The organism is Streptomyces sp. NPDC026522, from assembly GCF_055567555.1.
Genome location: NZ_JBVHQF010000002.1, coordinates 60,235 through 85,060 on the forward strand (window position 1 = coordinate 60,235; position 24,826 = coordinate 85,060).

Consider the following 24,826-nt stretch of genomic DNA (forward strand, 5'->3'; position numbering starts at 1 on the left):
CCCACGGCAGGCACCGCCGCGCTCGCCCGGACGGCGTAACGCCCCGGGCCGTCCCCGCCCACCCGCCCGCCCGGGCGGGCTGCGGGGACGCGGCCCGGGAACCTGGCGCGCCCACCTCGCGTTGACCAGGAAGGGAGGGTCCACTGGACCGGGAAGACCCTCCGTTCCACAGATCCTGGACGGGTTCCCCCTGCCGCACCATTTGGAGGGCGTACCGTGCACCGCCGGCACAACGGGCTGAAGACCGCCGTACTCCTCGGCGGGCTGTCGGCACTCATCATCGTCATCGGAAGTTTCTTCGGGCGGGGCGGCCTCATCGTCGCCGTCCTCATCGCGCTCGGGACGAACGCGTACGCGTACTGGAACAGCGACAAGCTGGCTCTACGCGCGATGCGCGCCCGGCCCGTCAGCGAGTTCGAGGCCCCCGCCCTCTACCGCATGGTGCGCGAACTCTCCACCTCCGCGCGCCAGCCGATGCCCCGGCTCTACATCTCGCCCACCGAAGCCCCCAACGCCTTCGCCACCGGCCGCAATCCGCGCAACGCCGCCGTGTGCTGCACCGAGGGCATCCTGCGGATCCTCGACGAGCGCGAGCTGCGCGGCGTCATCGGGCACGAGCTGAGCCACGTCTACAACCGGGACATCCTCATCTCCTCGGTCGCCGGAGCGCTCGCCTCCGTGATCATGTTCCTGGTGAACTTCGCCTGGCTGATCCCGGTCGGCCGCTCCAGTGACGACGAGGGGCCCGGCATCCTCGGCATGCTGCTGATCATGATCTTGGGCCCGCTGGCCGCCTCCGTGATCCAGCTCGCCATCAGCCGCTCGCGCGAGTACGAGGCCGACGCCTCCGGCGCCCAGCTGACCGGGGACCCGCTGGCCCTGGCCAGCGCCCTGCGCAAGCTCGACGCGGGCACCAAGCAGCTCCCGCTGCCGCCCGAGCCCCGGCTGGAGACGGCGAGCCACATGATGATCGCCAACCCCTTCCGCCCGGGCGAGGGACTGTCCAAGATGTTCTCGACGCACCCCCCGATGGCCGAGCGCATCGCCCGGCTCGAACAGATGGCAGGCCGGACCCAGTGAAGACCATCCTGAACGTCATTTGGCTCGTCCTCAGCGGCATCTGGCTGTTCCTGGGCTACTGCCTCGCGGGCCTGATCCTCTGCGTCACGATCATCGGCATCCCCTTCGGGATCGCCGCCTTCCGCATCGCGGTGTACGCGCTCTGGCCCTTCGGCTACACCACGGTCGAACGCCACGACGCGGGCGCCGCGTCCTGCGTGGGCAACGTGCTCTGGCTCGTCCTGGCCGGCTGGTGGCTGGCCATCGGCCACATCGTCACGGGCCTCGCCCTGTGCGTCACGATCATCGGCATCCCCTTCGGCATCGCCAACTTCAAGATGGTCCCGCTCTCCCTGCTCCCGCTGGGCCGCGAGATCGTCCCGACGGACGCCCCCTTCGCCTCCCGCTGACCGGTCCGCGCAGGTCAGGGCGATTGTCAGTGGGGTGGTCCACCATGAACACATGACCGAGACCGAGCAGTTGCCCCAGCAAGTCCGACCACGACGACCCCACTCCGCGCAGCCGCCCGGAAGGCCCTCGGCCGCCCCGCCGGGGACCGGTGCGCCGTCCCGCGGTGTCCGCATAGGCGGCCGCTGCCGGCCGCGGCCGCCGCCCCGGCGCGCCAGGCACCTGACCCGTCCTCACATGTCGTTCGTGCGCAGCCTGCGCACGACGTAGACCACCGCACCCAACGCCAGTACCGCCGCCCCCGCGACCGCCGAAGCGACGGGCAGCGCGCACGCGAGAACCACACAGCCGGCCAGCCCGACCACTGCCACGGCCCGGTCCTTGACACCTGAATCCAGAGTCCACGCAGAAGCGTTCGCGATCGCGTAGTAGACCAGCACTCCGAAGGAGGAGAAACCGATCGCACCCCGCAGATCCGTGGTGGCCGCGAGCAGCGTCACCACCGTGCCCACGGCGAGCTCCGCGCGGTGCGGCACCTGACGCCGGGGATGTACGGCGGCCAGCACACGTGGCAGATGGCCGTCCCGGGCCATCGCCAAGCCGGTGCGCGACACCCCGAGCACGAGGGCCAGCAGCGAGCCCAGCGCGGCCAGAGCCGCACCCGCCCGGACGACGGGGGCCAGTCCGGGCCACCCGGCCGCGCGCACCGCGTCGGCCAGCGGGGCCGTGGACCCCGCCAGCGCCGCGCCGCCGAGCACCGCCAGGACCGCCACCGCCACGGCGGCGTACACCAGGAGGGCGATGCCCAGCGCGATCGGCACGGCGCGCGGGATCGTCCGCTCCGGGTCACGCACCTCCTCGCCCAAGGTGGTGATCCGGGCGTAGCCGGCGAAAGCGAAGAACAGCAGCCCGGCGCCCTGCAACAGCCCGGCCGCCCCGCCCCACTGCCCGCCTGCCGGGCCGCCGCCCAGCCGGCCCGCATCCGCCGCGCCCGAAGTCAGACAGACGGCCACCACCACGGCCAGCACCACCAGCACCGCGGCCACGATTCCCCGGGCGATCCTGGCCGACTTCTGCACGCCGCCGTAGCTCGCGGCGGTCAGCGCCACCACCGCCGCGACGGCCACCGCATGCTGCTGCCCCGGCCACAGGTACGCCCCGACGGTCAGCGCCATCGCCGCGCAGGAGGCCGTCTTGCCGACGACGAAGCCCCAGCCGGCCAGGTAACCCCAGAACGGGCCGAGCCGCTCGCGCCCGTACACGTACGTGCCGCCGGAGGACGGGTAGCGGGCGGCGAGCCGCGCGGAGGAGCGGGCGTTGCAGTAGGCCACGACGGCCGCCAGTCCGAGGGCGGTCAGCAGCGCGCCGCCCGCCGGCCCGGCCGCGCGGGCGGCCGGGGCGAGCGCCGCGAAGATCCCGGCGCCGACCATCGCGCCCAGGCCCACCACGACGGCGTCGAAGACGCCGAGGGTGCGCCTCAGCCCCGTGCCCACCGGCCCACCGTCCGCCGGCCCACCGTCCACCGGCGAGTTGTCCATGGGCGGAGGCTAACCGCCCTACATGACGCCCCGGGGTCGGGGGAGCGGCGAGCGCTGCTTCTCCCATCCGTCGAGGGCGGTCAGACAGGCATGGTCCAGGTGCCGCAGCCCGCTGAGGTCGAGCCGCACCGACTGGCCCGGCGGCACGCCGTCCAGGGAGTCCAGCATCTTGGGCAGCCGCAGGAAGCTGGCGTTGCCCACCATCCGCACGCACAGCACGTCCCCTTCTGCCTCCCAGACCTCCTCGATGTGCACCTGGGAGGTCTCCCAGGCCGCCTTGGCGACGGCCAGTCCCAGGCCGACCAGTACGCCCTCGAAAAGGTTGGTGGCCACGATCGCGCCCGCCGTCGCCACCAGCACCAGCGCCTCGCCCCGATGGGTGCGCCACAGCGCGGCGACCGCCTTGGCCGGGAGCAGCTTCCAGCCCGCGTGCAACAGCACCCCGGCCAGTGCGGCCAGCGGCACCGCTTCCAGCGCTTGCGGAAAGACCACGGCGAACAGCAGGAGCCAGCCGCCGTGCAGCACCCTGGCCGCCCGGGTCCGCGCCCCGGCCTCCACGTTCGCGGCGCTGCGTACGATCACGGCCGTCATCGGCAGCGCGCCGAGCAGCCCGCAGGTCAGGTTCCCCACGCCCTGGGCCACCAGTTCCCGGTCGTAGTCGGTGCGGGGGCCGTCATGCATGCGGTCCACCGCGGCCGCACTGAAGAGGGTCTCGGCGGAGGCGATCAGCGCGATCGCCAGGACCGTCCCGAACGCCCCCACGGAGGCCAGCGCCCCGAGGTCTTCCCACCGGGGCGGCGACACCGCCCCCAGGACGCCCGTCACCCGCACCCGCTCGACCGGCAGCCGCAGCAGCGCGGCCACCGCGGTGGCCGCGGCGACCCCGACCAGGGCGCCGGGGAGCAGCCGCAGCCGGGCCGGCATCCGGCGCCACGCCACCAGGACGACGATGGTTCCGGCCCCGAGCGCCACGGCCGCCCAGTCGGCCTGCCCGCCCAGTGCGGCGGCCCCGGCCAGCTTCTCCAGGGTCTTCGCCGGCGCGGTCACACCGCTCAGGGCGTAGAGCTGCCCGGCGATCAGTACGAGCCCGATCCCGGCCAGCATCCCGTGCACCACGGCGACCGAGATCGCCCGGAACCACCGCCCGAGCCGCAGCATCCCCATGCCCAGTTGCGCCACCCCGGCGGCGGCCACCAGCGTCCCGAGCGCGGCCAGGCCGTACGTCTGCACCGCCTCGTACACGAGCACGGTCAGCCCCGCCGCCGGCCCGCTGACCTGGAGCGAGCTGCCACGGAACCAGCCGGTCACCAGCCCGCCGACGACCCCGGTCACCAGGCCCAGCTCGGCCGGCACGCCGGAGGCGACGGCCACGCCCACACACAGTGGCAGCGCGACCAGCGCGACGACGACGGACGCCCCGAAGTCTTCGCGGAATGTCTCGGCCCCAGGCATGCGAGAACCCCCTGTCACACGGTGACGAATGGCACTCAGCGTGACGGGCGCACGGCCCGGTGCCTAGTGACCACTGGGAGCCCCGGCGGAGCACGCGCCGCTCACGCCCGGCGCACCCCACCCGCGCGCCCACGCCCCGCCCGGGAGGGCAGACGCACGCGGGCGCGGGCGGGGTCCAGCGGCGGAGGGGCCGGGCGGCCTGGAAGTGCGCGTCCGGCACGGCGAAGGCGCAACGCGGGCAGCCGTCGAGGCGGTCCTCGGCGGCGTGCCCCCGTTGCGCCCTCGCCGTGCCCGGCTAACCGCGCTCGCGCAGGTCGCGGACCTCGATCAGCGGTAGTTCACGAACTGGATCGCGAAGTCCAGGTCCTTGCCCTTGAGGAGCGCCTGGACGGTCTGGAGGTCGTCGCGGCTCTTGGAGCTGACGCGCAGCTCCTCGCCCTGGACCTGCGCCTTGACGCCCTTGGGACCCTCGTCCCGGATGATCTTCGCGACCTTCTTGGCGTTCTCCTGGGAGATGCCTTCCTCGATCGTCGCGAAGATCTTGTACTCCTTGCCGGACAGCTGCGGCTCGCCGGCGTCCAGCGCCTTGAGCGAGATGCCGCGCTTGACCAGCTTGGTCTCGAAGACGTCGAGGATGGCCTTCACGCGCTCCTCGGAGTTCGCCTCCATGAGGATCTTCTCGCCGGACCAGGCGATCGACGCGCCCGTGCCCTTGAAGTCGTAGCGCTGCGAGAGTTCCTTGGCGGCCTGGTTGAGGGCGTTGTCGACCTCCTGCCGCTCGACCTTCGAGACGATGTCGAAACTGGAGTCGGCCATGTGCTGTGGCTCCTTGAAGTCGGCTGGCTGAGCCCCGTGGGGCCGCGGCCGGACATCCCCGGACCGCTCCGCAAAGCCTAGCCACCACGCCCCCGTGCGGTGCTGATCAATCCGGTGGCGGAGCACCCCCGGGCATCGGGTATTGTTTACGTCGTTGCCACGGAGCGCCGCCGCAAGGCGGAAAAACGGCAACGTCCCTTGGCGGTGTGCCCGAGTGGCCAAAGGGAGCAGACTGTAAATCTGCCGGCTCAGCCTACCCAGGTTCGAACCCTGGCGCCGCCACGCGAGTGAAACCCTCGCCCACTACGGAAACGTAGGGGGCGGGGGTTTCTTCGTACGCCCCCGGGCGGCGGGCGGCCACCAGCTGCCCCGCCCGGCCCACGGCTACCTCGCCGGCTCCGTCACCGTCAGGTGGTAGGTCGTGTCGACCCGGAAGCCGTTCGTCGTGGCGCCGTCGATCTCCAGCACGAACTGGCCCGGCGGCAGCGGGGTGAGGCCGCACCACAGCCCCCAGGCCACCCGCGGCCTCCCCCCGGCCAGGAAGGTCTTCGAGCCGAACTCGCTCACCGTCAGCGGGGTGCTGTTCAGCGCCGCCGACGCCCGCGCCACGCCCAGCGCCCACGGCTCGGTCACGAACGGCACCGCCCTGCGCTGGGTGTTCAGCACCGGGAAGAACACCGGCCGGCCCGCCGGAATGCTGCACCGCCGCACCACCCGGCCGCCGTACGAGCCCGCGAGGAACCAGACGTCGCCGGGCTGGCGCCACCCGGCGTTGTGCCCCGTCGTATCGGAGACGGGACTCTGCTCCTCCGGCGCCGACAGGGCCCACTTCCACCACCGGGCGGCGAGCCGGCCGCCCTCCGCCCCGTCCAAGCGCCACTCGCCGTCGCCCATGCCCACCCCGGTACCTCACACGGCCGCCCCCTGCGGCCGAACCGCAGTGACCCTATCGGGGGCCCCGGACGCAACGATCAACGCGTCCCGTCGTTCATGTGGCGTGAATTGGACATCGAATACACGTGGCAAGGTCGGCGGCGGGGTGCTCATCGCCCTGCTCGGCGCGGGCATCCCGGCGCTGGTCGGAGCAGCCCTGCACCCCCATGTCGGAGAGCCGTACCAGGAGACCCGGCTCTACTTCGGCACCGCGCGGCCCGTCGGCCAGGACCCGGTCGGCGAAGCGGAGTTCAACCGCTTCATCGACCGCGAGGTGACCCCCGCGTTCCCCGAGGGGCTCACCGTCCAGGACGCACACGGCCAGTGGCGCGGCAAGGACGGGACCATCGTCCACGAGACGTCCTACGAAGTGGTGCTGCTCTACCCGCAGAAGGAGGCCGACGACCGCAGCGCGCGCATCGAGCGGATCCGCCAGGCCTACGAGCGCCAGTACGAGCAGGACTCCGTCGGCCGCTCCGACGACGAGGTCACCGCGCAGTTCTAGCCCCCGCCCCCCGGCGCCCGCCCCCGGTCAGTTGCCCGCCACGTCCTTGACGGCCACCGCGACCGGGGTGGAGCCGGACACGAGTTCCAGCGTCAGCCCCGCCGTCGCCGGAGTCTCCACCAGCTCAGCCAGCACCGCCGCCACGTCGTCGCGCGGGACCGACCCCCGCCCCGTGTGCGCCTCCAGCCGGACCAGCCCGGTACCGGCGCTGTCGGTCAGCGCGCCGGGGCGCAGCACCGTCCACTCCAGGCCGAGGCGGGTCCGCAGGTGGTCGTCGGCCTCCCCTTTGGCGCGCAGGTAGTAGTCGAACACCTCCTCGCCCTCGTGACGGGCGTCCGCGCCCATCGACGAGACCATCAGGAAGCGCCGTACGCGCGCGCGTTCGGCCGCGTCAGCGAAGAGCACCGCCGCCGCCCGGTCCACCGTGTCCTTGCGCTCGATGCCGCTGCCGGGACCGGCACCGGCCGCGAACACCGCCGCGTACGCGCCCTGGAGGATCCCCGCCACGTGCTCCACCGTGGCCGACTCCAGATCGCACAGCACCGGTTCGGCGCCCGCTTCCCGCAGGTCGTCGCCCTGCTCCGGGTCACGGATGATGCCCGCGACCTCGTACCCGCGCGCGGAGAGCAGCCGCTCCAGCCGCAGCGCGATCTGACCGTGTCCACCCGCGATGACGATGCGCATGTCCCGACCGTACGACGAGCCGGGCCCGCCCGCCCGCGAACGGGCGGCGAACGGCCGGTGCCGGTTCGGTACCGCTCAGGGCCCCGGCTCCGTACGCCCCTGCCGGGGCAGGTCCAGGGCCACCGCCACCGCCGAGTCGCAGTACTCCCGTACGGCACTCGTACGGGCTACCACCCGCCCCCGGTGGATCACGATGCGGCTGTACGCCAGGGACAGCACCCCCGCGATGCGGTCACCGCGTACGGCGAGCAGCTCCGCCGGGAAGCCGGCCGCCACCCGGACCTCCGGGAGGCCCATCGCCTGCCGGGCGGCGGCGCTGACCGCGTCGTACGCCTCAGCCGGCCGCAGGCCGCCCTGGGAGGCCAGCAGGTACGCGGCTTCGAGCGGGTCGCCGCGGCCGACGGGGTTCCCCGCGTCCCGCAGCGCCCCGCTCCCCGCCGCGACCCGGACGCCGGCGGTACGCAGGAGGCGTACGGGCGCGGTGCGCAGCCCCCGGCGCTCCAAGGCGGCGCAGTCGCCCTGCGGGAGGCAGATCACCCCGATCCCGGCCGCTGCCAGCTCGTCGGCGACGCGGCTCGCCACGTCCAGCGGGAGCCGCGACAGGCCGCCGCAGGGGCCGATGGTCACGCCGGGACGCAGGCCGGCGGCCATCGCCGCGAGCCGGGCGAGGCGCCCGGGATCGTCACCGTCCGTGTGCAGGTCGACGGGGCAGCCCTGCTCGCCGGCCAGTTCCAGGACGGCTTCGAGATAGCCGGCCGGGTCGGGGTCCAGGTCCGGGCAGCCGCCGATCACCGAGGCGCCCATCTTGACGGCGTCGCGCAGCAGGGCGCGCCCGTCCGCCCCGGCGACACCGGTCAGCAGCCGGGGGACGGCGACCGCGGTCAGGTCGGCGAGGCCGCGCAGCGAGCGGCGGGCCTGGAGCACGCCCTCCATGGGGCCGAGCCCCCGGGCGTCGCCGATCCGTACGTGGGACCGCACGGCCGTGGCGCCGTGGCCGAGCTGGAGCAGGGCGGCCTCGGTGGCCCGGCGCTGGACCTCGTCGGAGGCGTACGAGACCGGCCCCGCACGGTCCGCCGTCAGGGCGGTGTCACCGTGGGCATGCGGTTCGGCGGGGGCGGGGAGCAGCAGGTAGCCGCTCAGGTCGACCCGGGAGAGGGCGGGGATGGGCAGGCTGCCGGGGGCGCCCACCGCCTGGATCCGGCCGCCGCGCAGCCGGACGTCGACGGTGCGGCCGTCGGTGAGGCGGGCCCCGGCGAGCAGCAGCGTGGCGGTCTCGGCGCCCCCGGTGGCCGGCCTCCCGGCGCCGCCCCGGGCGGGCCCGTAACCGCCGCCGTCACCCCGGCCACCGCGCGGAGGAGGGGAGGGCTGCTGCGGCTGGCTGTCGGACATCGCGCTCCTGCGGTGGCTCGGGCGGTTCCTGGGCCACGGCTCGCGGCCCGCGGCCCAAGATCACGCAGCGTGTTCAGAGCCTAGGGCGCGGGGGTGTCCGGTTCGCGGAGGAGCGCAATAGTCGTACCGGTGAGCCGCGTACGGCAGCTGCGCGGCACGGGGCCACGTGACCTCGGACACAATCTCCGCGAATGCCTGGGGAAAACGGGTCGGACGTGACTCGCGAGCCGACCGGGAATCGGCGCCGGAGCGCCTCCGAGCCCGGGCGCCCCAAAGGATTTGGGCGATCGGCGGGCAACCGTGTAATGTCTTCATCGCTCGCCCCAATAGCTCAGTCGGTAGAGCGTCTCCATGGTAAGGAGAAGGTCTGCGGTTCGATTCCGCATTGGGGCTCTGGTGAGAGAGGTTCCCCACCCTCGGGTGGGGAGTCGATCACATCAAAGCGGCGTAGCTCAGTCGGTAGAGCAAGCGGCTCATAATCGCTGTGTCACCGGTTCAAGTCCGGTCGCCGCTACACACAGTAGCCGATTGCGGGGTCGGTCTCCCGGTCGGCTACTCTTGTATGCGTTCATCCGTCCCAATTGTCCGTCAAGGAGCACTCACGTGGCTGCCACCGACGTCCGCCCGAAGATCACGCTGGCCTGCGTGGAGTGCAAGGAGCGGAACTACATCACCAAGAAGAACCGGCGTAACAACCCGGACCGTCTTGAGATGAAGAAGCACTGCCCGCGCTGCAACTCGCACACCGCGCACCGCGAGACCCGCTAAGCCTTAGCGAGTCTCGAATACAGGCACCGTCACGAGGTCGTCCCCTTCATTGGGGGGCGGCCTCGTGTCGTTTCCGCACGGGCTGGGTGAGGTGCCGGGCCGGTACGGCGGATGCCAGTGACAGATGATGGACTGATCGACGCGGGACGTCCGTCGTCGGACCGCGCCCGACGGCGCCCGACGGCGCCCGAGACTTCCGCGTCCCCCAACAGGAGGTAGTGAGCCATGGCCCTCGACCAGACCTTCGTGGGGCGGAGCTACCCGCCCACCGATCCGTACGAGGTCGGCCGGGAGAAGATCCGCGAATTCGCGGTAGCGGTGGGTGACGAAAATCCCGTCTACACCGACCCGGAGGCCGCGAAGGCGTTCGGTCACCCGGATGTGATCGCGCCGCCGACTTTTGTGTTCGCCATCACGTTCAAGGCGGCGGGCCAGGTCGTCCAGGACCCGCAGCTGGGGCTGGACTACAGCCGCGTCGTGCACGGCGACCAGAAGTTCGCGTACGTCCGCCCGGTGCGGGCGGGGGACCGGCTGTCGGTGACGTCCACGATCGAGGCCGTGAAGTCGATGGCGGGCAACGACATCATCGACATCCGCGGTGAAGTGCACGACGAATCCGGCGAGCACGTGGTGACGGCGTGGACCAAGCTCGTGTCCCGCGCCCCTGAGGAGGCCTGAGATGACCGCGCAGATCCAGTACGCCGACGTCGAGGTCGGCACCGAGCTGCCGGCGGGCTCCTTTCCCGTGACGCGCGCCACCCTCGTGCGGTACGCGGGCGCTTCGGGTGACTTCAACCCGATCCACTGGAACGAGAAGTTCGCCAAGGAGGTCGGGCTGCCGGACGTGATCGCGCACGGCATGTTCACCATGGCCGAGGCGATCCGGGTGGTCACCGACTGGGTGGGCGACCCGGGTGCGGTCGTCGAGTACGGGGTCAGGTTCATCAAGCCGGTGGTCGTCCCGAACGACGAGCGGGGCGCACGGATCGAGGTCACGGCGAAGGTCGCCGCCAAGCTGGACGACAACCGGGTCCGCGTGGACCTCACGGCGACGAGCGCGGACCAGAAGGTCCTGGGCATGTCCCGCGCGGTGGTCCGGCTGGGGTAGGGGGCCCCGTTGGGCGGGGGTGGTGGGGTGCTGGGGGTCCGGGGGCGGGGTCCGCTCGGGCGGTGTTGGTGGGGTGCTGGGGGTCCGGGTGCGGGGTGCACTCGGGCGGTGTCGGTGGGGTGCTGGGGGTTTCCCGTCAGTCCACTGTCCTTTCGTGTCGTGCCGGCCCGTCAAGGGCGCTCCTCCTCGTTCCTCGTCGTCGCGTCGCTGCGCGATGGCCTTCGGCCACCCTTGACTGTCCGTCCCGCCCCGAAAAGCCAAAGACTGCCGGGAAGCCCCCGAAGAACGGCCGGGCTCTTCGGGTTCCAGGTGCGGGCTCCTCAGCGACCTTGATCCGGGCCTTGGAAGAGCCCCCTTTCATGGGCCCCGCCATGCCAGCCTCACCGGGGGCCGCCACCCGAGGGCACTGGGCCCCGCCCAATTCAGCCTCGTGGGGGGACCTCCCAGCGGTAGCTGGGGGAGACTGAGGCGTGGGGCCGGGGGCGGAGCCCCAGGAAGCCCCGAGCGCAGCGAGGGGGCCCACCCACGGCGCCGCAGATCGCTACGCGGCTTCTCCTGTCACGGCGCCTGCGGCCCGCCAGGGGCTGGGCATAGGCCGCCACCGATCGCTACACAGCTGACCTCATCTGGCGTCGATCAGCCCGTCATCGGCTGGGGAGTAAGCCGCCCAAACGGTCATCAACGCCTCCCCGAGGGCGGGCGCGGGCTGAAAGGGGACGACCAGGGCCACTTGACGTGCTCTGGTGTCGGTCAGATCGGCGGTCGCGGCTAGCTGGACGAAAATGGTCGGATGAGCGATGCAGACGATGTAGGGGCGGCGATCGCGGGTGAGTTGCGGTTGATGGACCCCAACGTGCGCACGTCGCGGGCACTCGCAGGTCGGCTCCTTGACCCGGAGTTCGTTGAGGTCGGCGCCTCGGGTAGGCGCTGGACGTATGACGAAATGGTGGCGGCGCTGCCCGAGATGGATGGGGCGGCAGCAGACGGGCCGCGCTACGAGCCGACGGAGATGACCGGTGTCGTGCTGGCTCCCGGGCTGGTGCATCTCACTTATACGACCGTGATCGACGGGCAGCGGGCGCGGCGCAGTTCGCTGTGGCGCAGGCATGACGACGTGTGGCGCATGTACTACCACCAGGCGACCCCCGTACCGCCCGGGACCAGGTAACACCAGACATCTCGGGGGGTCGTGACGCATGGAATGGTCGCCACCGGTCCCCAATGACGACCTCTTCGACGTCAGGGCACGTCAGATGCCGTTGGTCCCCCGCGTTCGCCCTCGGGGAGCTGCTGGTGACGATTTGGCGCCTTGTGTCCAACCAATGACGACCTCTTCGACACCAGAGCACGTCAGATGCCCCTTGCCCACCCCCTTTCCGCCTGCGGGCGCCCTCCGGAAGACCTTGGTCATGGTTCGGGCGGCTTACTCCCCAGCCGATAACGGGCTGATCGACGCCAGATGAGGTCAGCTGTGTAGCGATCGGTGGCGGCCTATGCCCAGCCCCTGGCGGGCCGCAGGCGCCGTGACGGGAGGGGCGCGTAGCGATCTGCGGCGCCGTGGGTGGGCCCCCTCGCTGCGCTCGGGGCTTCCTGGGGCTCCGCCCCAGGCCCCTCGCCTCAGTCTCCCCCAGCTACCGCTGGGAGGCCCCCCCCACGAGGCTGAATTGGGCGGGGCCCAGTGCCCTCGGGTGGCCCCCGGTGAGGCTGGCATGGCGGGGCCCATGGAAAGAGGCTGTTCAGGGGCTTCGGTCCACGATCACTGAGGAGCCCGCACCTGGAACCCGAAGAGCCCGGCCGTTCTTCGGGGGCTTCCCGGCAGTCTTTGGCTTTTCGGGGCGGGACGGACAGTCAAGGGTGGCCGAAGGCCATCGCGCAGCGACGCGACGAAGGAGCGCCCTTGACGGGCCGGCCCGACACGAAAGGACAGTGGACTGACGGGAAACCCCCAGGAGCTCAGCGCCGCCGTCCGAGGGGACTCCGTCCCCTGGGCTCCCAGGAGCTCAGCGCCGCCGTCCGAGGGGACTCCGTCCCCTGGGCTCCCAGGAGCTCACCACCGCCGTCCGAGGGGACTCCGTCCCCTGGACTCCCAGGACCTCACCACCCCCGTCCGAGGGGACTCCGTCCCCGGACCCCCAGCACCCCACCACCCCCGTCCGAGGGCACCCCGCCCCGGACCCCCCGCGCCCACAACCCCGCCCAGCGGCACCCCGCCACGCCCCGACCCTCCCCCTTGCCAAGTTAGTGATTGAGCACTAACTTCATTCCCATGGCAAGGATGAGCGCAGAAGAACGACGCGAGAGCGTCATCCGGGCGGCGATGCTCGAGTTCGCCCGGGGTGGGTACTACGGCACCTCCACCGAGGTGATCGCCAAGCGCGTCGGTGTTTCGCAGCCCTACCTCTTCCGGCTCTTCCCCAACAAGCAGGCGATCTTCGTCGCCGCCGTCGCCCGCTGTACCGAGGACATCCGGCTCGTCTTCGAAGAAGCCGCGAAGGGGCGTACCAGTGAGGAGGCCCTCCACTCCATGGGGGACGCCTACCTGAAGCTGATCGCCGAGCACCCCGACAAGTTGCAGATGCAGCTCCAGGCGAGCCTCACCGTCGCCGCCGCAGAGGCCGCCGGGGAGGCGGAGTTCGGGGAGATGGTGCGGGCAGGCTGGATGAGGCTGTGGGACACCGTCCATCTCGCGCTCGGGGCCGACATCAAGGAGACCACCGACTTCATGGCGCACGGGATGCTCATCAACACCCTCACCGCCCTCGGCTTCCAGCCCGGCCACCGGGTGTGGGAGGGGTGCTACCCCGCCGACAAGGGGGCGGTGGCGGCGGTCGGGGAAGCGGCGCGTGAAGGTGAGGGCGGCGAGGGGGGCTCGTAGGCCCGTGGTGCGCGGTTGCCTTGCGGCATCCACGCCGCACCCTCCCGCAGCTCTGTTTAATCAGTGAAGTTAGTCAGCAATAACTAACGTCGTCTCTCAGGGGGATACATGAAGGACCAGGCACCCACACCGGCACCCGCACCCACACCGGCACCCACACCCGCACCCCCACCCGCCCTCAGCCGCTCCGCCGTCTGGGCCCTCGTCATCACCGGCGCCGCCAGCTTCATGGCCGCCCTCGACAACCTCGTCGTCACCACCGCCCTCCCCGCCATCCGCGCGGACCTCGGCGGCAAGCTCGAAGACCTGGAGTGGACGGTGAACGCCTACACGCTCACCTTCGCCGTCCTCCTCATGTTCGGCTCCGCCCTCGGCGACCGGTTCGGCCGGCGGCGCCTCTTCATCGGCGGGCTGTCCCTCTTCACCGTCGCCTCCGCCGCGGCCGCCCTCTCGCCCGGCATCGACCAGCTCATCGCCGCCCGGGCCGTCCAGGGCGTCGGCGCCGCCGTCATGATGCCGCTCACGCTCACCCTGCTCACCGCCGCCGTGCCCGCCGCCCGCCGGGGCATGGCCCTCGGGATCTACGGAGCCGTCACCGGCCTCGCCGTCGCCAGCGGCCCCCTCATCGGCGGCAGCCTCACCGAGCACGTCTCCTGGCAGTGGATCTTCTGGATCAACGTCCCGATAGGCCTGGCCCTGGTCCCGCTCGCCCGCCTCCGCCTCGCCGAGTCCACCGCCCCCGACGCCCGGCTCGACGTCCCCGGCACCCTCCTCATCAGTGGTGGCCTCTTCGGGATCGTCTACGCCCTGGTCAACGCCAACGCCAAGGGCTGGACCAGCACCCCCGTGCTGACCGGCCTGGTCCTCGGCGCCGGCCTCGTCGGCGGCTTCATCCGGCACGGCTCCGGCAACCCACACGCCATGCTCCCCATGCGCCTCTTCCGTAACCGCGGGTTCCTCGGCATCAACCTCGCCGGCCTCCTCATGTTCCTCGGCATGTTCGGGTCGATCTTCCTGCTGAGCCAGTTCCTCCAGGGCGTCGCCGGCTACTCGCCCACCGAGGCCGGACTGCGCATGCTGCCCTGGACCGGAATGCCGATGATCGTCGCGCCGATCGCCGGGATCCTGTCCGACCGGATCGGCAGCCGCCCGGTGGTCACCGCCGGGCTCGCCTTCCAGGCGATCGGGCTCGGCTGGTTCGCGGTGATCCTGAGCGCGGACGTCTCCTACGCCGCCCAGCTGCCCGCCCTCGTCCTCAGCGGCATCGGCATGGCGCTGTACTTCGCCCCCGCCTCCAACGCGCTGATGTCCACCGTCCCGCCCGCCGACCAGGGCAAGGCCTCCGGCACCAACAACGCCCTCCGTGAGGTCGGCGGCGCCCTCGGGGTCGCGGTCCTGGCCTCCGTGTTCTCCGCCCAGGGCGGCTACGAGACCCCGCAGGCCTTCACGGACGGCACCGTGCCCGCGCTGTGGATCGGCGCCGGGGCCGTGGCCCTCGCCGCCGCGCTCGCCCTGCTGCTGCCCCGCAAGGCGAAGACCCCGCCGACCGCGACCGCGACCGCAACCGCGACCGCGACCGCCCCCGCCACCGCCACCGACGCGCACAAGGTGCCCGCCGCGAGCTGAACCGCACCCCCGCCGAGTCACGGTCCGTGCCCCGCAAGGATGCGAGGGGTGCGGACCGTACTCTTGTCCCCGTGCAGGAACTCCACGACGCCCCCCTCGCCCCGCTGACCACCTTCCGGCTCGGCGGCCCCGCCGCCCGGCTGGTCACCGCGACCACCGACGCCGAGGTCGTCGACGCCGTCCGCGCCGCGGACGCCGCCGGCACCCCGCTGCTCGTCATCGGCGGCGGCAGCAACCTCGTCATCGGCGACCAGGGCTTCCCCGGCACCGCCCTGCGCATCGCCACCACCGGCTTCCACCTCGACGGGACCCGGCTGGAGCTCGCCGCGGGCGAGAACTGGAGCGACGCGGTCGCCCGCACCGTCGACGCCGGGCTCGCCGGGATCGAGTGCCTCGCCGGGATCCCCGGCTCCGCCGGTGCCACGCCGATCCAGAACGTCGGGGCGTACGGCCAGGAGGTCTGCGACACCATCACCGAGGTCGTCGCGTACGACCGCACCAGCGGCGAAACGGTCACCCTCAGCGCCGCCGAGTGCGACTTCCGGTACCGCAACAGCACCTTCAAGGACCAGCCCGACCGCTACGTCGTCCTGCGCGTCCGCTTCGCCCTGGAAGACGCCGGCGGGCTCTCCGCCCCCATCAAGTACCCCGAGACCGCCCGCGCCCTCGGCGTGGAGGCCGGTGACCGCGTCCCGGCCGCCGCCGCCCGCGAGACCGTACTGCGCCTGCGCGCCGGGAAGGGCATGGTCCTCGACCCCGCCGACCACGACACCTGGTCCGCCGGCTCCTTCTTCCACAACCCGATCCTGACCGACGAGGCCTACGCCGCCTTCCTGGCCCGCGTCCAGGACCGCCTCGGCGCCGGCACCGCCCCGCCCGCGTACCCCGCCGGCGAGGGCCGTACGAAGACCAGCGCGGCCTGGCTGATCGACAAGGCCGGCTTCACCAAGGGGTACGGAACCGGCCCCGCGCGCATCTCCACCAAGCACACCCTCGCCCTCACCAACCGGGGCGAGGCCACCACCGAGGACCTCCTCGCCCTGGCCCGTGAGGTCGTCGCGGGCGTCCACGAGGCCTTCGGCGTCACCCTGGTCAACGAACCGGTGACGGTCGGCGTCAGCATCTGAGGGGTACCGGTCGCCATGCGATGTCCCCTGCACGGGGCCGGTACGGACCCCACCCGGCTGGTGGGCCGCGCGATCAAGGCGGTCGTCGCTTCCTGGCACGTCTACGAGGGCGAACGCTCGGAGGCGCCGCTCGACGTCTGGCTGCTCGACAGCGAGGGCGAGTCCACCCGCATCACCACCGGCTCAGACCAGTGCCTCATCGTCGAGTCCGAGACCCCGCACCAGCCGTACGACATGGGGGAGTGGGGCCGGATCGAGGTCGGTGAGGACCTCGGCGACCACCCCTTCCTGCGCCACCTCGGCGAGACCGTCGCCACCGTCGCCGAGTACGCCGCGCCCGAGACCGGCCGCACCCACCTGGAGATCGGCTTCGCCGACGGCGACCGGGTGCGGGCCGACTGCTACGAGGGGGACCTGCGGCTCACCCGGTGAGCCAGTGGTCGATCCCGTCCAGCAGCTTGCCCTGCACCTCCTTGGGCGCCGCGGAACCGCGCACCGACTGGCGCGCCAGCTCGGCCAGTTCCTCGTCCGTGAAGGCGTGGTGGCGGCGGGCGATCTCGTACTGGGCCGCGAGCCGGGACCCGAACAGCAGCGGGTCGTCCGCGCCCAGCGCCATCGGCACCCCCGCCTCGAAGAGCGTGCGCAGCGGCACGTCCTCGGGCCGTTCGTACACGCCGAGGGCCACGTTGGAGGCGGGGCAGACCTCGCAGGTGATCTGCCGGTCCGCGAGCCGCTTGAGCAGCCGGGGGTCCTCGGCCGCCCGGACGCCGTGCCCGACGCGGACGGCGTGCAGGTCGTCGAGGCAGTCGCGCACGGAGGCCGGGCCGGTCAGCTCGCCGCCGTGCGGGGCGGCGAGCAGGCCGCCCTCACGGGCGATGGCGAAGGCCCGGTCGAAGTCGCGGGCCATGCCGCGGCGCTCGTCGTTGGACAGCCCGAAGCCGACGACACCGCGGTCGGCGTAGCGGACGGCGAGGCGGGCGAGGGTGCGGGCGTCGAGGGGGTGCTTCATGCGGTTGGCGGCGATAACGACGCGGATTCCGAGGCCGGTGTCGCGGGAGGCGGCGTCGACGGCGTCGAGGATGATCTCGACGGCCGGGATCATGCCGCCGAGCAGGGGAGCGTAGGAGGTGGGGTCGACCTGGATCTCCAGCCAGCCCGCGCCGTCCCGGACGTCCTCCTCGGCGGCCTCGCGGACCAGGCGGTGGATGTCGTCGGGCTCGCGGAGGCAGGAGCGGGCGGCGTCGTAGAGCCGCTGGAAGCGGAACCAGCCGCGCTCGTCGGTGGCGCGCAGCTTGGGCGGCTCGCCGGTGGTCAGGGCGTCGGGCAGGCGCACGCCGTACTTGTCGGCGAGCTCCAGCAGGGTGGAGGGCCGCATCGACCCGGTGAAGTGCAGGTGCAGGTGGGCTTTCGGCAGAAGCGTGAGATCGCGTACGTGCTCCATCCGGTGATCCTGCCGTACCGCTGCGCTCGGCGGGAGGGGGTTTTGCCGATCGGGGGCTTGCTCGAACGCCCGGGCGGGCCGGTTTGCGCTGCGCGGGGGCCTACCCGGGCTCCGCCCGGGCCCGCGTCTCAAGCGCCGGCGGGGTTTGGTTTCGCTCGGCCCGGGCCCGCGCCTCAAGCGTCGGCGGGGCTGGTTCTCCCGGACACGACTGAGCGGTGGCGCCCGGGGAGGGCGTCACCGCTCAGGGTGGACCAAGGGGCGGCCGCAGGCTCAGGCCTTGGCCTCCGCCAGCAGGTTCTGGATCCGGGTCACGCCCTCCACCAGGTCCTCGTCGCCCAGGGCGTACGAGAGGCGCAGGTAACCCGGGGTGCCGAAGGCCTCGCCGGGAACGACCGCGACCTCGGCCTCGTCCAGGATCAGGGCCGCGAGCTCGACCGAGGTCTGCGGGCGCTTGCCGCGGATCTCCTTGCCGAGCAGCTCCTTGACCGAGGGGTACGCGTAGAACGCGCCCTCGGGGGTCGGGCAGAGGACGCCGTCGATCTCGTTCAGCATCTTGACCATGGTCTGGCGGCGACGGTCGAACGCCTTGCGCATCTCCGCGACCGCGTCCAGGTTGCCCGAGACGGCGGCCAGCGCGGCGACCTGCGCCACGTTGGAGACGTTGGAGGTGGCGTGCGACTGAAGGTTGGTCGCGGCCTTGATGACGTCCTTCGGGGCGATGACCCAACCCACCCGCCAGCCGGTCATCGCGTACGTCTTGGCGACGCCGTTCACGACGATGCACTTGTCGCGCAGGGCCGGGACCAGCACCGGGAGCGAGGTGAACTTCGCGTCGCCGTAGACCAGGTGCTCGTAGATCTCGTCCGTCAGCACCCACAGGCCGTGCTCCGCCGCCCACTCGCCGATGGCGCGGGCGTCGTCCTCGCTGTAGACGGCGCCGGTCGGGTTCGAGGGGGAGACGAACAGGACGACCTTGGTGCGCTCGGTGCGCGCGGCCTCCAGCTGCTCGACGGAGACCCGGTAGCCGGTGGTCTCGTCGGCGACGACCTCCACCGGGACACCGCCCGCGAGGCGGATCGACTCCGGGTACGTGGTCCAGTACGGGGCCGGGACGATGACCTCGTCGCCCGGGTCGAGGATCGCGGCGAACGCCTCGTAGATGGCCTGCTTGCCGCCGTTGGTCACCAGGACCTGGGAGGCGTCGACCTCGTAGCCGGAGTCGCGCAGCGTCTTGGCCGCGATCGCGGTCTTGAGCTCGGGCAGGCCGCCGGCCGGCGTGTAGCGGTGGTACTTCGGGTTGCGGCAGGCCTCGACCGCCGCCTCGACGATGTAGTCCGGGGTCGGGAAGTCGGGCTCGCCCGCGCCGAAGCCGATCACCGGACGCCCGGCGGCCTTGAGGGCCTTGGCCTTGGCGTCGACGGCGAGGGTGGCGGACTCGGAGATTGCGCCGATGCGGGCGGACACCCGGCGCTCGGAGGAAGGCGTTGCAGAGGTCATACGGCAATCGTCCCAGACGGCAAACAGCGGCCGCACACCGTTTCACTGAGCGGACGGAGAAGATCCGGATGCCGCCCCGGCGGCTTCTGTTCGACGTCAGGGCCCGGACCACGTACACTCACCTGTCGTTGGTCCTCACCGGCCGCCCCAGAGCGTGAGCACTCCGTGCACCCGCTCGGATGCGGTAGGTTGGGGAACGCAAAGGGTCGTAGCTCAATTGGTAGAGCACTGGTCTCCAAAACCAGCGGTTGGGGGTTCGAGTCCCTCCGGCCCTGCTCCACACTCCTTCTCGGACGTGTGCGCAGGTACGTACTTCGATGCAACGCCGTGCGGCGCAACCGGGCGCGGCTACGGCCACGACCCGGATTCAGGTGAGAGACGTGACGGACGCCCTGGGCTCCATCGACATGCCTGACGCCGAGGACGACACCCGCGAGAAGAAGGCCCGCAAGGGCGGCAAGCGCGGCAAGAAGGGTCCTCTGGGCCGGCTCGCGCTGTTCTACCGCCAGATCGTCGCGGAACTCCGCAAGGTTGTCTGGCCGACTCGCAACCAGCTCACGACGTACACCACTGTGGTGATTGTCTTCGTCGTCATCATGATCGGTCTGGTGACCGTGATTGACTATGGGTTCCAGGAAGCCATCAAGTTCGTCTTCGGCTGATCCCCGCGGAGGGCGGCGCCTTGATGGGTGCCGCCCGTTTTCGCATGTTCGACCACCTTTTGTATCCAGGAAGAAGCAGCCACCGTGTCTGACCCGAACCTGAACGCGAGCCACGACTCCGTCGAGTCCGTCGAGGACGAGCTCGACATCGTCGAGGCGGCGGACGCGGACCTCGATGAGGCCGAGGCCGCCGACGCCGAAGCGGGTGCCGCTGCCGAGGAAGCCGCGATGAACGTCGAGTCCGCCGACGAGTCCGACGAGGTCTCCGCCGACGCCGACGACGCGGCCGATGCCGACGCCGACGTTGAAGCTGCCGACGCCGCCGAGGTCGAGTCCGAGGACGACGAGTCCGACGACGCCGCTGCCGACGATGACGACGCCGTGGAAGCCGTGGAGGACGCCGCCGAGGCCGGGGCCGAAGAGCCCGCCGAGCCGGTCGACCCCATCGAGGCGCTGCGCGAGGAGCTCCGCCGGCTGCCCGGCGAGTGGTACGTGATCCACACCTACGCGGGCTACGAGAAGCGCGTGAAGGCCAACCTGGAGCAGCGCGCCGTCTCGCTGAACGTCGAGGAGTTCATCTACCAGGCCGAGGTGCCCGAGGAAGAGATCGTCCAGATCAAGAACGGCGAGCGCAAGAACGTCCGGCAGAACAAGCTGCCCGGTTACGTTCTCGTCCGCATGGATCTGACGAACGAGTCCTGGGGCGTCGTCCGCAACACCCCGGGCGTCACCGGCTTCGTCGGCAACGCCTACGACCCGTACCCGCTGACCCTGGACGAGATCGTCAAGATGCTCGCCCCGGAGGCGCAGGAGAAGGCCGCCAAGGCCGCCGCGGAAGAGGCCGGCCTGCCCGCGCCCGCCGTCAAGCGCCAGATCGAGGTCCTCGACTTCGAGGTCGGCGACTCGGTCACCGTCACCGACGGCCCGTTCGCGACGCTCCAGGCGACGATCAACGAGATCAACCCGGACTCGAAGAAGGTCAAGGGCCTCGTCGAGATCTTCGGTCGCGAGACTCCGGTCGAGCTGAGCTTCGACCAGATCCAGAAGAACTGATCTTCTGGTTCCACGCTTCCGAACAGGTCAGAACGCCCCGTAAAGGGCGGTCTGACCTGCTCGGTTTTCAGCCCCGCACCGATACCCGTTATCGTGGTGCGGTATGCCTCCATCCGGATGACCGGATTGGCGGCGAAAAACTCTCACTAGGACCCGGAGAGAGCAATGCCTCCCAAGAAGAAGAAGGTCACGGGGCTTATCAAGCTCCAGATCAAGGCCGGTGCGGCCAACCCGGCTCCGCCGGTCGGCCCCGCGCTCGGTCAGCACGGCGTCAACATCATGGAGTTCTGCAAGGCCTACAACGCCGCGACCGAGTCGCAGCGTGGCATGGTCGTGCCGGTGGAGATCACGGTCTACGAGGACCGCTCCTTCACCTTCATCACCAAGACGCCGCCGGCCGCGCGCCTCATCCTGAAGAGCGCGGGCATCGAGAAGGGCTCGGGCGAGCCGCACAAGACCAAGGTCGCGAAGCTCACGCGTGACCAGGTCCGCGAGATCGCCACGATCAAGCTTCCCGACCTGAACGCCAACGACCTCGACGCCGCCGAGAAGATCATCGCCGGCACCGCCCGTTCCATGGGCATCACGGTCGAAGGCTGATTCAGCCACCCCCAGTTCCACCAGTGGTAGGGCCAAGCGCTGGCCCGCACCACGACTCCATGCCTGAAGCCGAAATACAGGAGCAGAAGTGAAGCGCAGCAAGACTCTCCGCGCTGCGGACGCCAAGGTCGACCGGGAGAAGCTGTACGCCCCGCTCGAGGCCGTCCGTCTCGCCAAGGAGACCTCCACGACCAAGTTCGACGCCACCGTCGAGGTCGCCTTCCGCCTGGGTGTCGACCCGCGCAAGGCCGACCAGATGGTCCGCGGCACCGTGAACCTCCCGCACGGCACCGGTAAGACCGCCCGGGTCCTGGTCTTCGCGACCGGTGACCGTGCTGCGGCCGCGGAAGCCGCCGGCGCCGACATCGTCGGCGACGACGAGCTGATCAACGAGATCGCCAAGGGCAACCGCCTGAACGAGTTCGACGCCGTTGTCGCCACGCCGGACCTCATGGGCAAGGTCGGCCGCCTCGGCCGCGTGCTCGGTCCCCGTGGCCTGATGCCGAACCCGAAGACCGGCACCGTCACCATGGACGTCGCCAAGGCTGTCACCGAGATCAAGGGTGGCAAGATCGAGTTCCGTGTCGACAAGCACTCGAACCTGCACTTCATCATCGGCAAGGTCTCCTTCACCGATGAGCAGCTGGTCGAGAACTACGGCGCCGCGCTGGACGAGATCCTCCGTCTGAAGCCGTCCGCCGCCAAGGGCCGCTACGTCAAGAAGGCCGCCCTCAGCACCACGATGGGCCCCGGCATCCAGCTGGACTCCAACCGCACCCGGAACCTCCTCGTCGAGGAAGACCCGGCTGCTGTCTGACCGGTCCGGGCCTGACTCCGGTCACGGCCGGCCGAGTGGCTGAACGGGCCCCCCGCTCCCTCCCCGGGAGCGGGGGGCCCGTTTCCGTATATCCGTGCGACCGATGTCCGTACCACCCAGTAGGGTTCCTGCTGTTCTGCAGCAAACAGGGGTGGGGATTTCCATGAACGCGTACCACAAGAAGACCGCCGTCGCCGTCGCGGCGGCCGTACTGCTCGCCGGCGGGGCCACCGCCTGCGAGGGCGGGAAGAAGAACGGCGCCGCCGCTCCGGCGACGAGCGCGTCGAGTGCCTCGGGCGCGGCCGGCGGGCAGAAGCCGGTGCAGGCGGAGCCGGCCGCCTTCCTGGAGCAGGTGAAGAAGGGCTCCGAGGAGATCACCTCGCTGCGCTACACCATGTCCGGGAGCGTGGCCGGCCAGCAGCTTTCCGGTGACGTGGCCATGCGCCTCAAGCCCGAGGTGGCCATGTCGATGAAGATGGCCTCCCCGGGGGCCGAGGGCGGCACCGTCGACCTGCGCCTCATCGGCAACGTGATGTACATGGGCAGCGAGGGCAAGTACCTCAAGTTCGACCTCAAGAGCGCGAGCCCGGACGCGGCGGCCCAGCTGGACGCGCTCGGCAAGGCCGGTCAGAGCGGTGAGAACCCGGGCGACCGGGCGAACCAGCTGAGCGGGGCCAAGGACCTGAAGTCGCTCGGCGAGGAGACCGTCGACGGGCAGAAGACCACGCACCTGACCGGCACGCTCAGCCTGGAGCAGCTGAAGGCCACCGCGGCCACGGCCACCCCGGAGGCCAAGGATCGCCAGGAGAAGACCATCAAGCAGCTCCAGGACCAGGGCGTCCAGAGCATGGTGATGGACATGTGGATCGACGCCACGAACCACACCAAGCAGGTGCGCACCCAGGCTCAGACCGCCAGGGGCCCGATGGACGTCACGGTCAAGTTCCTCGACTACAACCAGCCGGTCGAGATCACGGCGCCCCCGGCCGACCAGGTCGTGGACCTCGCCCAGATGACGAAGGACGGCGGCGCGCAGGGCTGAGTCCCGGCGCCGTGGGGCCGGCCAGGGGCGATTTGCCTCGGGTCGCGTGCTTCACGTACAGTTCCCGAGAAGCCAAAGACCGCTGGTCGTTGTCGTGCCCGTAAGGGTGCGGTGGCCGAAGGATCCGCTGGATGCGGACGACCCGCGTAGGTGACTGAGGAAAGTTCCCGAGTTTCACGATTCGGTTGAGCTACGCCCTGGCGCCTGCGCCGGGGCGTTTTGTATGCAGCCCCTTCTGAGCGGTCCTCATCACCCGGAAGGAGGCCGACGCTCTATGGCAAGGCCCGACAAGGCTGCCGCGGTAGCCGAGCTCACGGACCAGTTCCAGAGCTCGAACGCCGCCGTGCTGACCGAGTACCGGGGTCTCACCGTCGCGCAGCTCAAGACGCTGCGTCGTTCGCTCGGTGAGAACGCCCAGTACGCCGTGGTGAAGAACACGCTGACCAAGATTGCGGCCAACCAGGCCGGGATCACCGCGCTGGACGAGCACTTCGCTGGTCCGACCGCGGTCGCCTTCATCACCGGTGACCCGGTGGAGTCGGCGAAGAGCCTGCGTGACTTCGCCAAGGACAACCCGAACCTCATCATCAAGGCGGGTGTCCTTGATGGTAAGGCGCTCACCGCCGATGAGATCAAGAAGCTTGCGGACCTCGAGTCCCGCGAGGTTCTGCTCAGCAAGCTGGCCGGCGCGTTCAAGGGCAAGCAGTCCCAGGCTGCCTCGCTCTTCCAGGCGCTGCCGTCGAAGTTCGTCCGCACCGCGGAAGCGCTTCGCGTCAAGCTCGCCGAGCAGGGCGGTGCCGAGTAATTCGGCTCGCGCACTGATCCACGCCGCCTAGTGCGTGGGTCGTAGCGGGCCGTTACGCCCGCCTCTATATACATCCGGCACCTGCCGAATTAGTGGAAGGATCGCCCATCATGGCGAAGCTCTCTCAGGACGACCTCCTCGCCCAGTTCGAGGAGATGACCCTCATCGAGCTCTCCGAGTTCGTGAAGGCCTTCGAGGAGAAGTTCGACGTCACCGCCGCCGCGGCCGTCGCCGTCGCCGGCCCCGCCGGCCCGGGTGCCCCCGCCGAGGCCGAGGAGGAGAAGGACGAGTTCGACGTCATCCTCACCGGTGCGGGCGACAAGAAGATCCAGGTCATCAAGGTCGTGCGCGAGCTGACCTCCCTGGGTCTGAAGGAGGCCAAGGACCTCGTCGACGGCACCCCGAAGCCGGTCCTCGAGAAGGTCAACAAGGAGGCCGCTGACAAGGCCGCCGAGTCCCTCAAGGCTGCCGGCGCGGCTGTCGAGGTCAAGTAACACCTCTGAGGTCCTCAGGGGCCTCTTCAAAGGGCGGTCACCCGTAAGGGTGGTCGCCCTTTGGCGTACCCGGAGTGCCTGATTTGCCCTGCTCTCGTTGAGGAGTAGGGTGATCTTCGTTGCCTCG

At 71.0% G+C, this 24,826-nt stretch carries 26 protein-coding genes and 4 tRNA genes; 22 read left to right on the forward strand and 8 right to left on the reverse strand.

The annotated features are described in order from the left end of the window. Positions 1-216: 216 nt before the first annotated feature. Both htpX and ACZ4M3_RS04735 read left to right on the forward strand, forming a co-directional pair. The gene (htpX, locus tag ACZ4M3_RS04730) at positions 217-1,080 is read left to right on the forward strand and encodes a zinc metalloprotease HtpX (RefSeq protein ID WP_467730243.1); all 864 of its coding nucleotides are present in this window, start codon (positions 217-219) and stop codon (positions 1,078-1,080) included. After that, positions 1,077-1,469, forward strand: a complete 393-nt coding sequence (locus ACZ4M3_RS04735) for a YccF domain-containing protein (protein WP_467730245.1) — start codon at positions 1,077-1,079, stop codon at positions 1,467-1,469. The genes htpX and ACZ4M3_RS04735 overlap by 4 nt, the downstream gene beginning before the upstream one ends. Positions 1,470-1,700: 231 nt before the next feature. On the opposite strand, the gene ACZ4M3_RS04740 is transcribed toward ACZ4M3_RS04735, so the two are convergent. From ACZ4M3_RS04740 to ACZ4M3_RS04750, 3 genes are all read right to left on the reverse strand, one after another. Further along, positions 1,701-3,005: an APC family permease gene (locus tag ACZ4M3_RS04740; RefSeq protein ID WP_467730246.1), complete on the reverse strand. Its 1,305-nt coding sequence runs from the start codon at positions 3,003-3,005 to the stop codon at positions 1,701-1,703. An 18-nt stretch (positions 3,006-3,023) separates the two neighbouring features. Beyond that, positions 3,024-4,457, reverse strand: coding sequence for a SulP family inorganic anion transporter (locus ACZ4M3_RS04745; RefSeq protein ID WP_467730247.1), 1,434 nt, complete (start codon positions 4,455-4,457; stop codon positions 3,024-3,026). Between the two features lie 327 nt (positions 4,458-4,784). Beyond that, positions 4,785-5,273 (reverse strand): YajQ family cyclic di-GMP-binding protein, encoded by a 489-nt coding sequence (locus tag ACZ4M3_RS04750; protein WP_329197449.1) that lies wholly within the window; start codon positions 5,271-5,273, stop codon positions 4,785-4,787. Between the two features lie 200 nt (positions 5,274-5,473). Between ACZ4M3_RS04750 and ACZ4M3_RS04755 the strand changes: the two genes are divergently transcribed. Further along, positions 5,474-5,555: transfer RNA gene (locus tag ACZ4M3_RS04755), tRNA-Tyr, on the forward strand. Positions 5,556-5,657: 102 nt separating this feature from the next. On the opposite strand, the gene ACZ4M3_RS04760 is transcribed toward ACZ4M3_RS04755, so the two are convergent. Then, positions 5,658-6,167, reverse strand: a complete 510-nt coding sequence (locus ACZ4M3_RS04760; protein WP_467730248.1) for a hypothetical protein — start codon at positions 6,165-6,167, stop codon at positions 5,658-5,660. Between the two features lie 145 nt (positions 6,168-6,312). Between ACZ4M3_RS04760 and ACZ4M3_RS04765 the strand changes: the two genes are divergently transcribed. Then, on the forward strand, positions 6,313-6,711 hold the full coding sequence (locus ACZ4M3_RS04765; protein ID WP_467730249.1) for a DUF3574 domain-containing protein: 399 nt from the start codon (positions 6,313-6,315) through the stop codon (positions 6,709-6,711). Between the two features lie 27 nt (positions 6,712-6,738). On the opposite strand, the gene ACZ4M3_RS04770 is transcribed toward ACZ4M3_RS04765, so the two are convergent. Next, positions 6,739-7,395 carry an SDR family oxidoreductase gene (locus ACZ4M3_RS04770; protein WP_467730250.1) on the reverse strand — a complete coding sequence of 219 codons (657 nt, stop codon included), beginning with the start codon at positions 7,393-7,395 and terminating at the stop codon, positions 6,739-6,741. A 75-nt stretch (positions 7,396-7,470) separates the two neighbouring features. Further along, positions 7,471-8,784, reverse strand: coding sequence for an amidohydrolase family protein (locus ACZ4M3_RS04775; RefSeq protein WP_467730251.1), 1,314 nt, complete (start codon positions 8,782-8,784; stop codon positions 7,471-7,473). A gap of 320 nt (positions 8,785-9,104) precedes the next feature. Here ACZ4M3_RS04775 and ACZ4M3_RS04780 point away from each other — a divergent pair. The 10 genes from ACZ4M3_RS04780 to ACZ4M3_RS04825 all read left to right on the forward strand — a co-directional run bounded on the left by ACZ4M3_RS04780 (position 9,105) and on the right by ACZ4M3_RS04825 (position 16,720). Continuing rightward, a tRNA-Thr gene (locus ACZ4M3_RS04780) sits at positions 9,105-9,177 on the forward strand. 48 nt (positions 9,178-9,225) lie between these two features. Further along, positions 9,226-9,298 (forward strand) — tRNA-Met (locus ACZ4M3_RS04785). A gap of 89 nt (positions 9,299-9,387) precedes the next feature. Further along, positions 9,388-9,552, forward strand: coding sequence for a 50S ribosomal protein L33 (gene rpmG / locus ACZ4M3_RS04790; RefSeq protein WP_003956487.1), 165 nt, complete (start codon positions 9,388-9,390; stop codon positions 9,550-9,552). Positions 9,553-9,777: 225 nt separating this feature from the next. Beyond that, entirely contained in the window at positions 9,778-10,230 is a 453-nt protein-coding gene (locus tag ACZ4M3_RS04795; RefSeq protein ID WP_467730252.1) for an FAS1-like dehydratase domain-containing protein, read from the forward strand. 1 nt (position 10,231) lies between these two features. Continuing rightward, positions 10,232-10,660, forward strand: a complete 429-nt coding sequence (locus ACZ4M3_RS04800) for a MaoC family dehydratase (protein ID WP_467730253.1) — start codon at positions 10,232-10,234, stop codon at positions 10,658-10,660. Between the two features lie 790 nt (positions 10,661-11,450). Continuing rightward, entirely contained in the window at positions 11,451-11,828 is a 378-nt protein-coding gene (locus ACZ4M3_RS04805; RefSeq protein ID WP_467730254.1) for a nuclear transport factor 2 family protein, read from the forward strand. A 1,098-nt stretch (positions 11,829-12,926) separates the two neighbouring features. Beyond that, positions 12,927-13,535, forward strand: coding sequence for a TetR/AcrR family transcriptional regulator (locus ACZ4M3_RS04810; protein WP_467730255.1), 609 nt, complete (start codon positions 12,927-12,929; stop codon positions 13,533-13,535). A gap of 228 nt (positions 13,536-13,763) precedes the next feature. Further along, positions 13,764-15,161, forward strand: a complete 1,398-nt coding sequence (locus ACZ4M3_RS04815) for an MFS transporter (protein ID WP_467730798.1) — start codon at positions 13,764-13,766, stop codon at positions 15,159-15,161. A gap of 26 nt (positions 15,162-15,187) precedes the next feature. Continuing rightward, positions 15,188-16,288 (forward strand): UDP-N-acetylmuramate dehydrogenase, encoded by a 1,101-nt coding sequence (locus tag ACZ4M3_RS04820; protein ID WP_467730256.1) that lies wholly within the window; start codon positions 15,188-15,190, stop codon positions 16,286-16,288. 15 nt (positions 16,289-16,303) lie between these two features. Further along, positions 16,304-16,720: a hypothetical protein gene (locus ACZ4M3_RS04825; RefSeq protein WP_467730257.1), complete on the forward strand. Its 417-nt coding sequence runs from the start codon at positions 16,304-16,306 to the stop codon at positions 16,718-16,720. Here the strand turns inward: ACZ4M3_RS04825 and ACZ4M3_RS04830 are convergent. Together ACZ4M3_RS04830 and ACZ4M3_RS04835 are read right to left on the reverse strand one after the other, a co-directional pair. Then, positions 16,710-17,729: an adenosine deaminase gene (locus ACZ4M3_RS04830; protein ID WP_467730258.1), complete on the reverse strand. Its 1,020-nt coding sequence runs from the start codon at positions 17,727-17,729 to the stop codon at positions 16,710-16,712. The two genes, ACZ4M3_RS04825 and ACZ4M3_RS04830, sit on opposite strands and share 11 nt — an antisense overlap. Positions 17,730-17,999: 270 nt before the next feature. Next, on the reverse strand, positions 18,000-19,226 hold the full coding sequence (locus ACZ4M3_RS04835; protein WP_467730259.1) for a pyridoxal phosphate-dependent aminotransferase: 1,227 nt from the start codon (positions 19,224-19,226) through the stop codon (positions 18,000-18,002). A gap of 202 nt (positions 19,227-19,428) precedes the next feature. On the opposite strand from ACZ4M3_RS04835, the gene ACZ4M3_RS04840 reads away from it, so the two are divergent. The 8 genes from ACZ4M3_RS04840 (at position 19,429) to rplL (ending at position 24,699) form a co-directional block, all read left to right on the forward strand. Beyond that, a tRNA-Trp gene (locus ACZ4M3_RS04840) sits at positions 19,429-19,501 on the forward strand. Between the two features lie 105 nt (positions 19,502-19,606). Then, positions 19,607-19,888 carry a preprotein translocase subunit SecE gene (gene secE, locus ACZ4M3_RS04845; protein WP_030298162.1) on the forward strand — a complete coding sequence of 94 codons (282 nt, stop codon included), beginning with the start codon at positions 19,607-19,609 and terminating at the stop codon, positions 19,886-19,888. 84 nt (positions 19,889-19,972) lie between these two features. Continuing rightward, positions 19,973-20,941, forward strand: coding sequence for a transcription termination/antitermination protein NusG (gene nusG / locus ACZ4M3_RS04850; protein ID WP_467730260.1), 969 nt, complete (start codon positions 19,973-19,975; stop codon positions 20,939-20,941). 165 nt (positions 20,942-21,106) lie between these two features. Beyond that, positions 21,107-21,541: a 50S ribosomal protein L11 gene (gene rplK, locus ACZ4M3_RS04855; RefSeq protein ID WP_136213216.1), complete on the forward strand. Its 435-nt coding sequence runs from the start codon at positions 21,107-21,109 to the stop codon at positions 21,539-21,541. 88 nt (positions 21,542-21,629) lie between these two features. After that, positions 21,630-22,358 carry a 50S ribosomal protein L1 gene (gene rplA / locus ACZ4M3_RS04860; protein WP_030154662.1) on the forward strand — a complete coding sequence of 243 codons (729 nt, stop codon included), beginning with the start codon at positions 21,630-21,632 and terminating at the stop codon, positions 22,356-22,358. Between the two features lie 163 nt (positions 22,359-22,521). After that, entirely contained in the window at positions 22,522-23,400 is an 879-nt protein-coding gene (locus tag ACZ4M3_RS04865) for an SCO4651 family lipoprotein (RefSeq protein WP_467730261.1), read from the forward strand. Positions 23,401-23,674: 274 nt separating this feature from the next. Beyond that, positions 23,675-24,205, forward strand: coding sequence for a 50S ribosomal protein L10 (gene rplJ, locus ACZ4M3_RS04870; protein ID WP_030710304.1), 531 nt, complete (start codon positions 23,675-23,677; stop codon positions 24,203-24,205). 110 nt (positions 24,206-24,315) lie between these two features. Beyond that, on the forward strand, positions 24,316-24,699 hold the full coding sequence (rplL, locus tag ACZ4M3_RS04875) for a 50S ribosomal protein L7/L12 (RefSeq protein ID WP_361312448.1): 384 nt from the start codon (positions 24,316-24,318) through the stop codon (positions 24,697-24,699). Positions 24,700-24,826 lie beyond the last annotated feature (127 nt).

Coding starts and splice junctions, on each gene's coding strand:
- ACZ4M3_RS04740 (WP_467730246.1), bottom strand. CDS start 3,005: ATGGACAACTCGCCGGTGGACGGTGGGCCGGCGGACGGTGGGCCGGTG.
- ACZ4M3_RS04745 (WP_467730247.1), bottom strand. CDS start 4,457: ATGCCTGGGGCCGAGACATTCCGCGAAGACTTCGGGGCGTCCGTCGTC.
- ACZ4M3_RS04750 (WP_329197449.1), bottom strand. CDS start 5,273: ATGGCCGACTCCAGTTTCGACATCGTCTCGAAGGTCGAGCGGCAGGAG.
- ACZ4M3_RS04760 (WP_467730248.1), bottom strand. CDS start 6,167: ATGGGCGACGGCGAGTGGCGCTTGGACGGGGCGGAGGGCGGCCGGCTC.
- ACZ4M3_RS04770 (WP_467730250.1), bottom strand. CDS start 7,395: ATGCGCATCGTCATCGCGGGTGGACACGGTCAGATCGCGCTGCGGCTG.
- ACZ4M3_RS04775 (WP_467730251.1), bottom strand. CDS start 8,784: ATGTCCGACAGCCAGCCGCAGCAGCCCTCCCCTCCTCCGCGCGGTGGC.
- ACZ4M3_RS04795 (WP_467730252.1), top strand. CDS start 9,778: ATGGCCCTCGACCAGACCTTCGTGGGGCGGAGCTACCCGCCCACCGAT.
- ACZ4M3_RS04800 (WP_467730253.1), top strand. CDS start 10,232: ATGACCGCGCAGATCCAGTACGCCGACGTCGAGGTCGGCACCGAGCTG.
- ACZ4M3_RS04805 (WP_467730254.1), top strand. CDS start 11,451: ATGAGCGATGCAGACGATGTAGGGGCGGCGATCGCGGGTGAGTTGCGG.
- ACZ4M3_RS04810 (WP_467730255.1), top strand. CDS start 12,927: ATGGCAAGGATGAGCGCAGAAGAACGACGCGAGAGCGTCATCCGGGCG.
- ACZ4M3_RS04815 (WP_467730798.1), top strand. CDS start 13,764: ATGGCCGCCCTCGACAACCTCGTCGTCACCACCGCCCTCCCCGCCATC.
- ACZ4M3_RS04825 (WP_467730257.1), top strand. CDS start 16,304: ATGCGATGTCCCCTGCACGGGGCCGGTACGGACCCCACCCGGCTGGTG.
- ACZ4M3_RS04830 (WP_467730258.1), bottom strand. CDS start 17,729: ATGGAGCACGTACGCGATCTCACGCTTCTGCCGAAAGCCCACCTGCAC.
- ACZ4M3_RS04835 (WP_467730259.1), bottom strand. CDS start 19,226: ATGACCTCTGCAACGCCTTCCTCCGAGCGCCGGGTGTCCGCCCGCATC.
- rplK (WP_136213216.1), top strand. CDS start 21,107: ATGCCTCCCAAGAAGAAGAAGGTCACGGGGCTTATCAAGCTCCAGATC.
- ACZ4M3_RS04865 (WP_467730261.1), top strand. CDS start 22,522: ATGAACGCGTACCACAAGAAGACCGCCGTCGCCGTCGCGGCGGCCGTA.
- rplJ (WP_030710304.1), top strand. CDS start 23,675: ATGGCAAGGCCCGACAAGGCTGCCGCGGTAGCCGAGCTCACGGACCAG.
- rplL (WP_361312448.1), top strand. CDS start 24,316: ATGGCGAAGCTCTCTCAGGACGACCTCCTCGCCCAGTTCGAGGAGATG.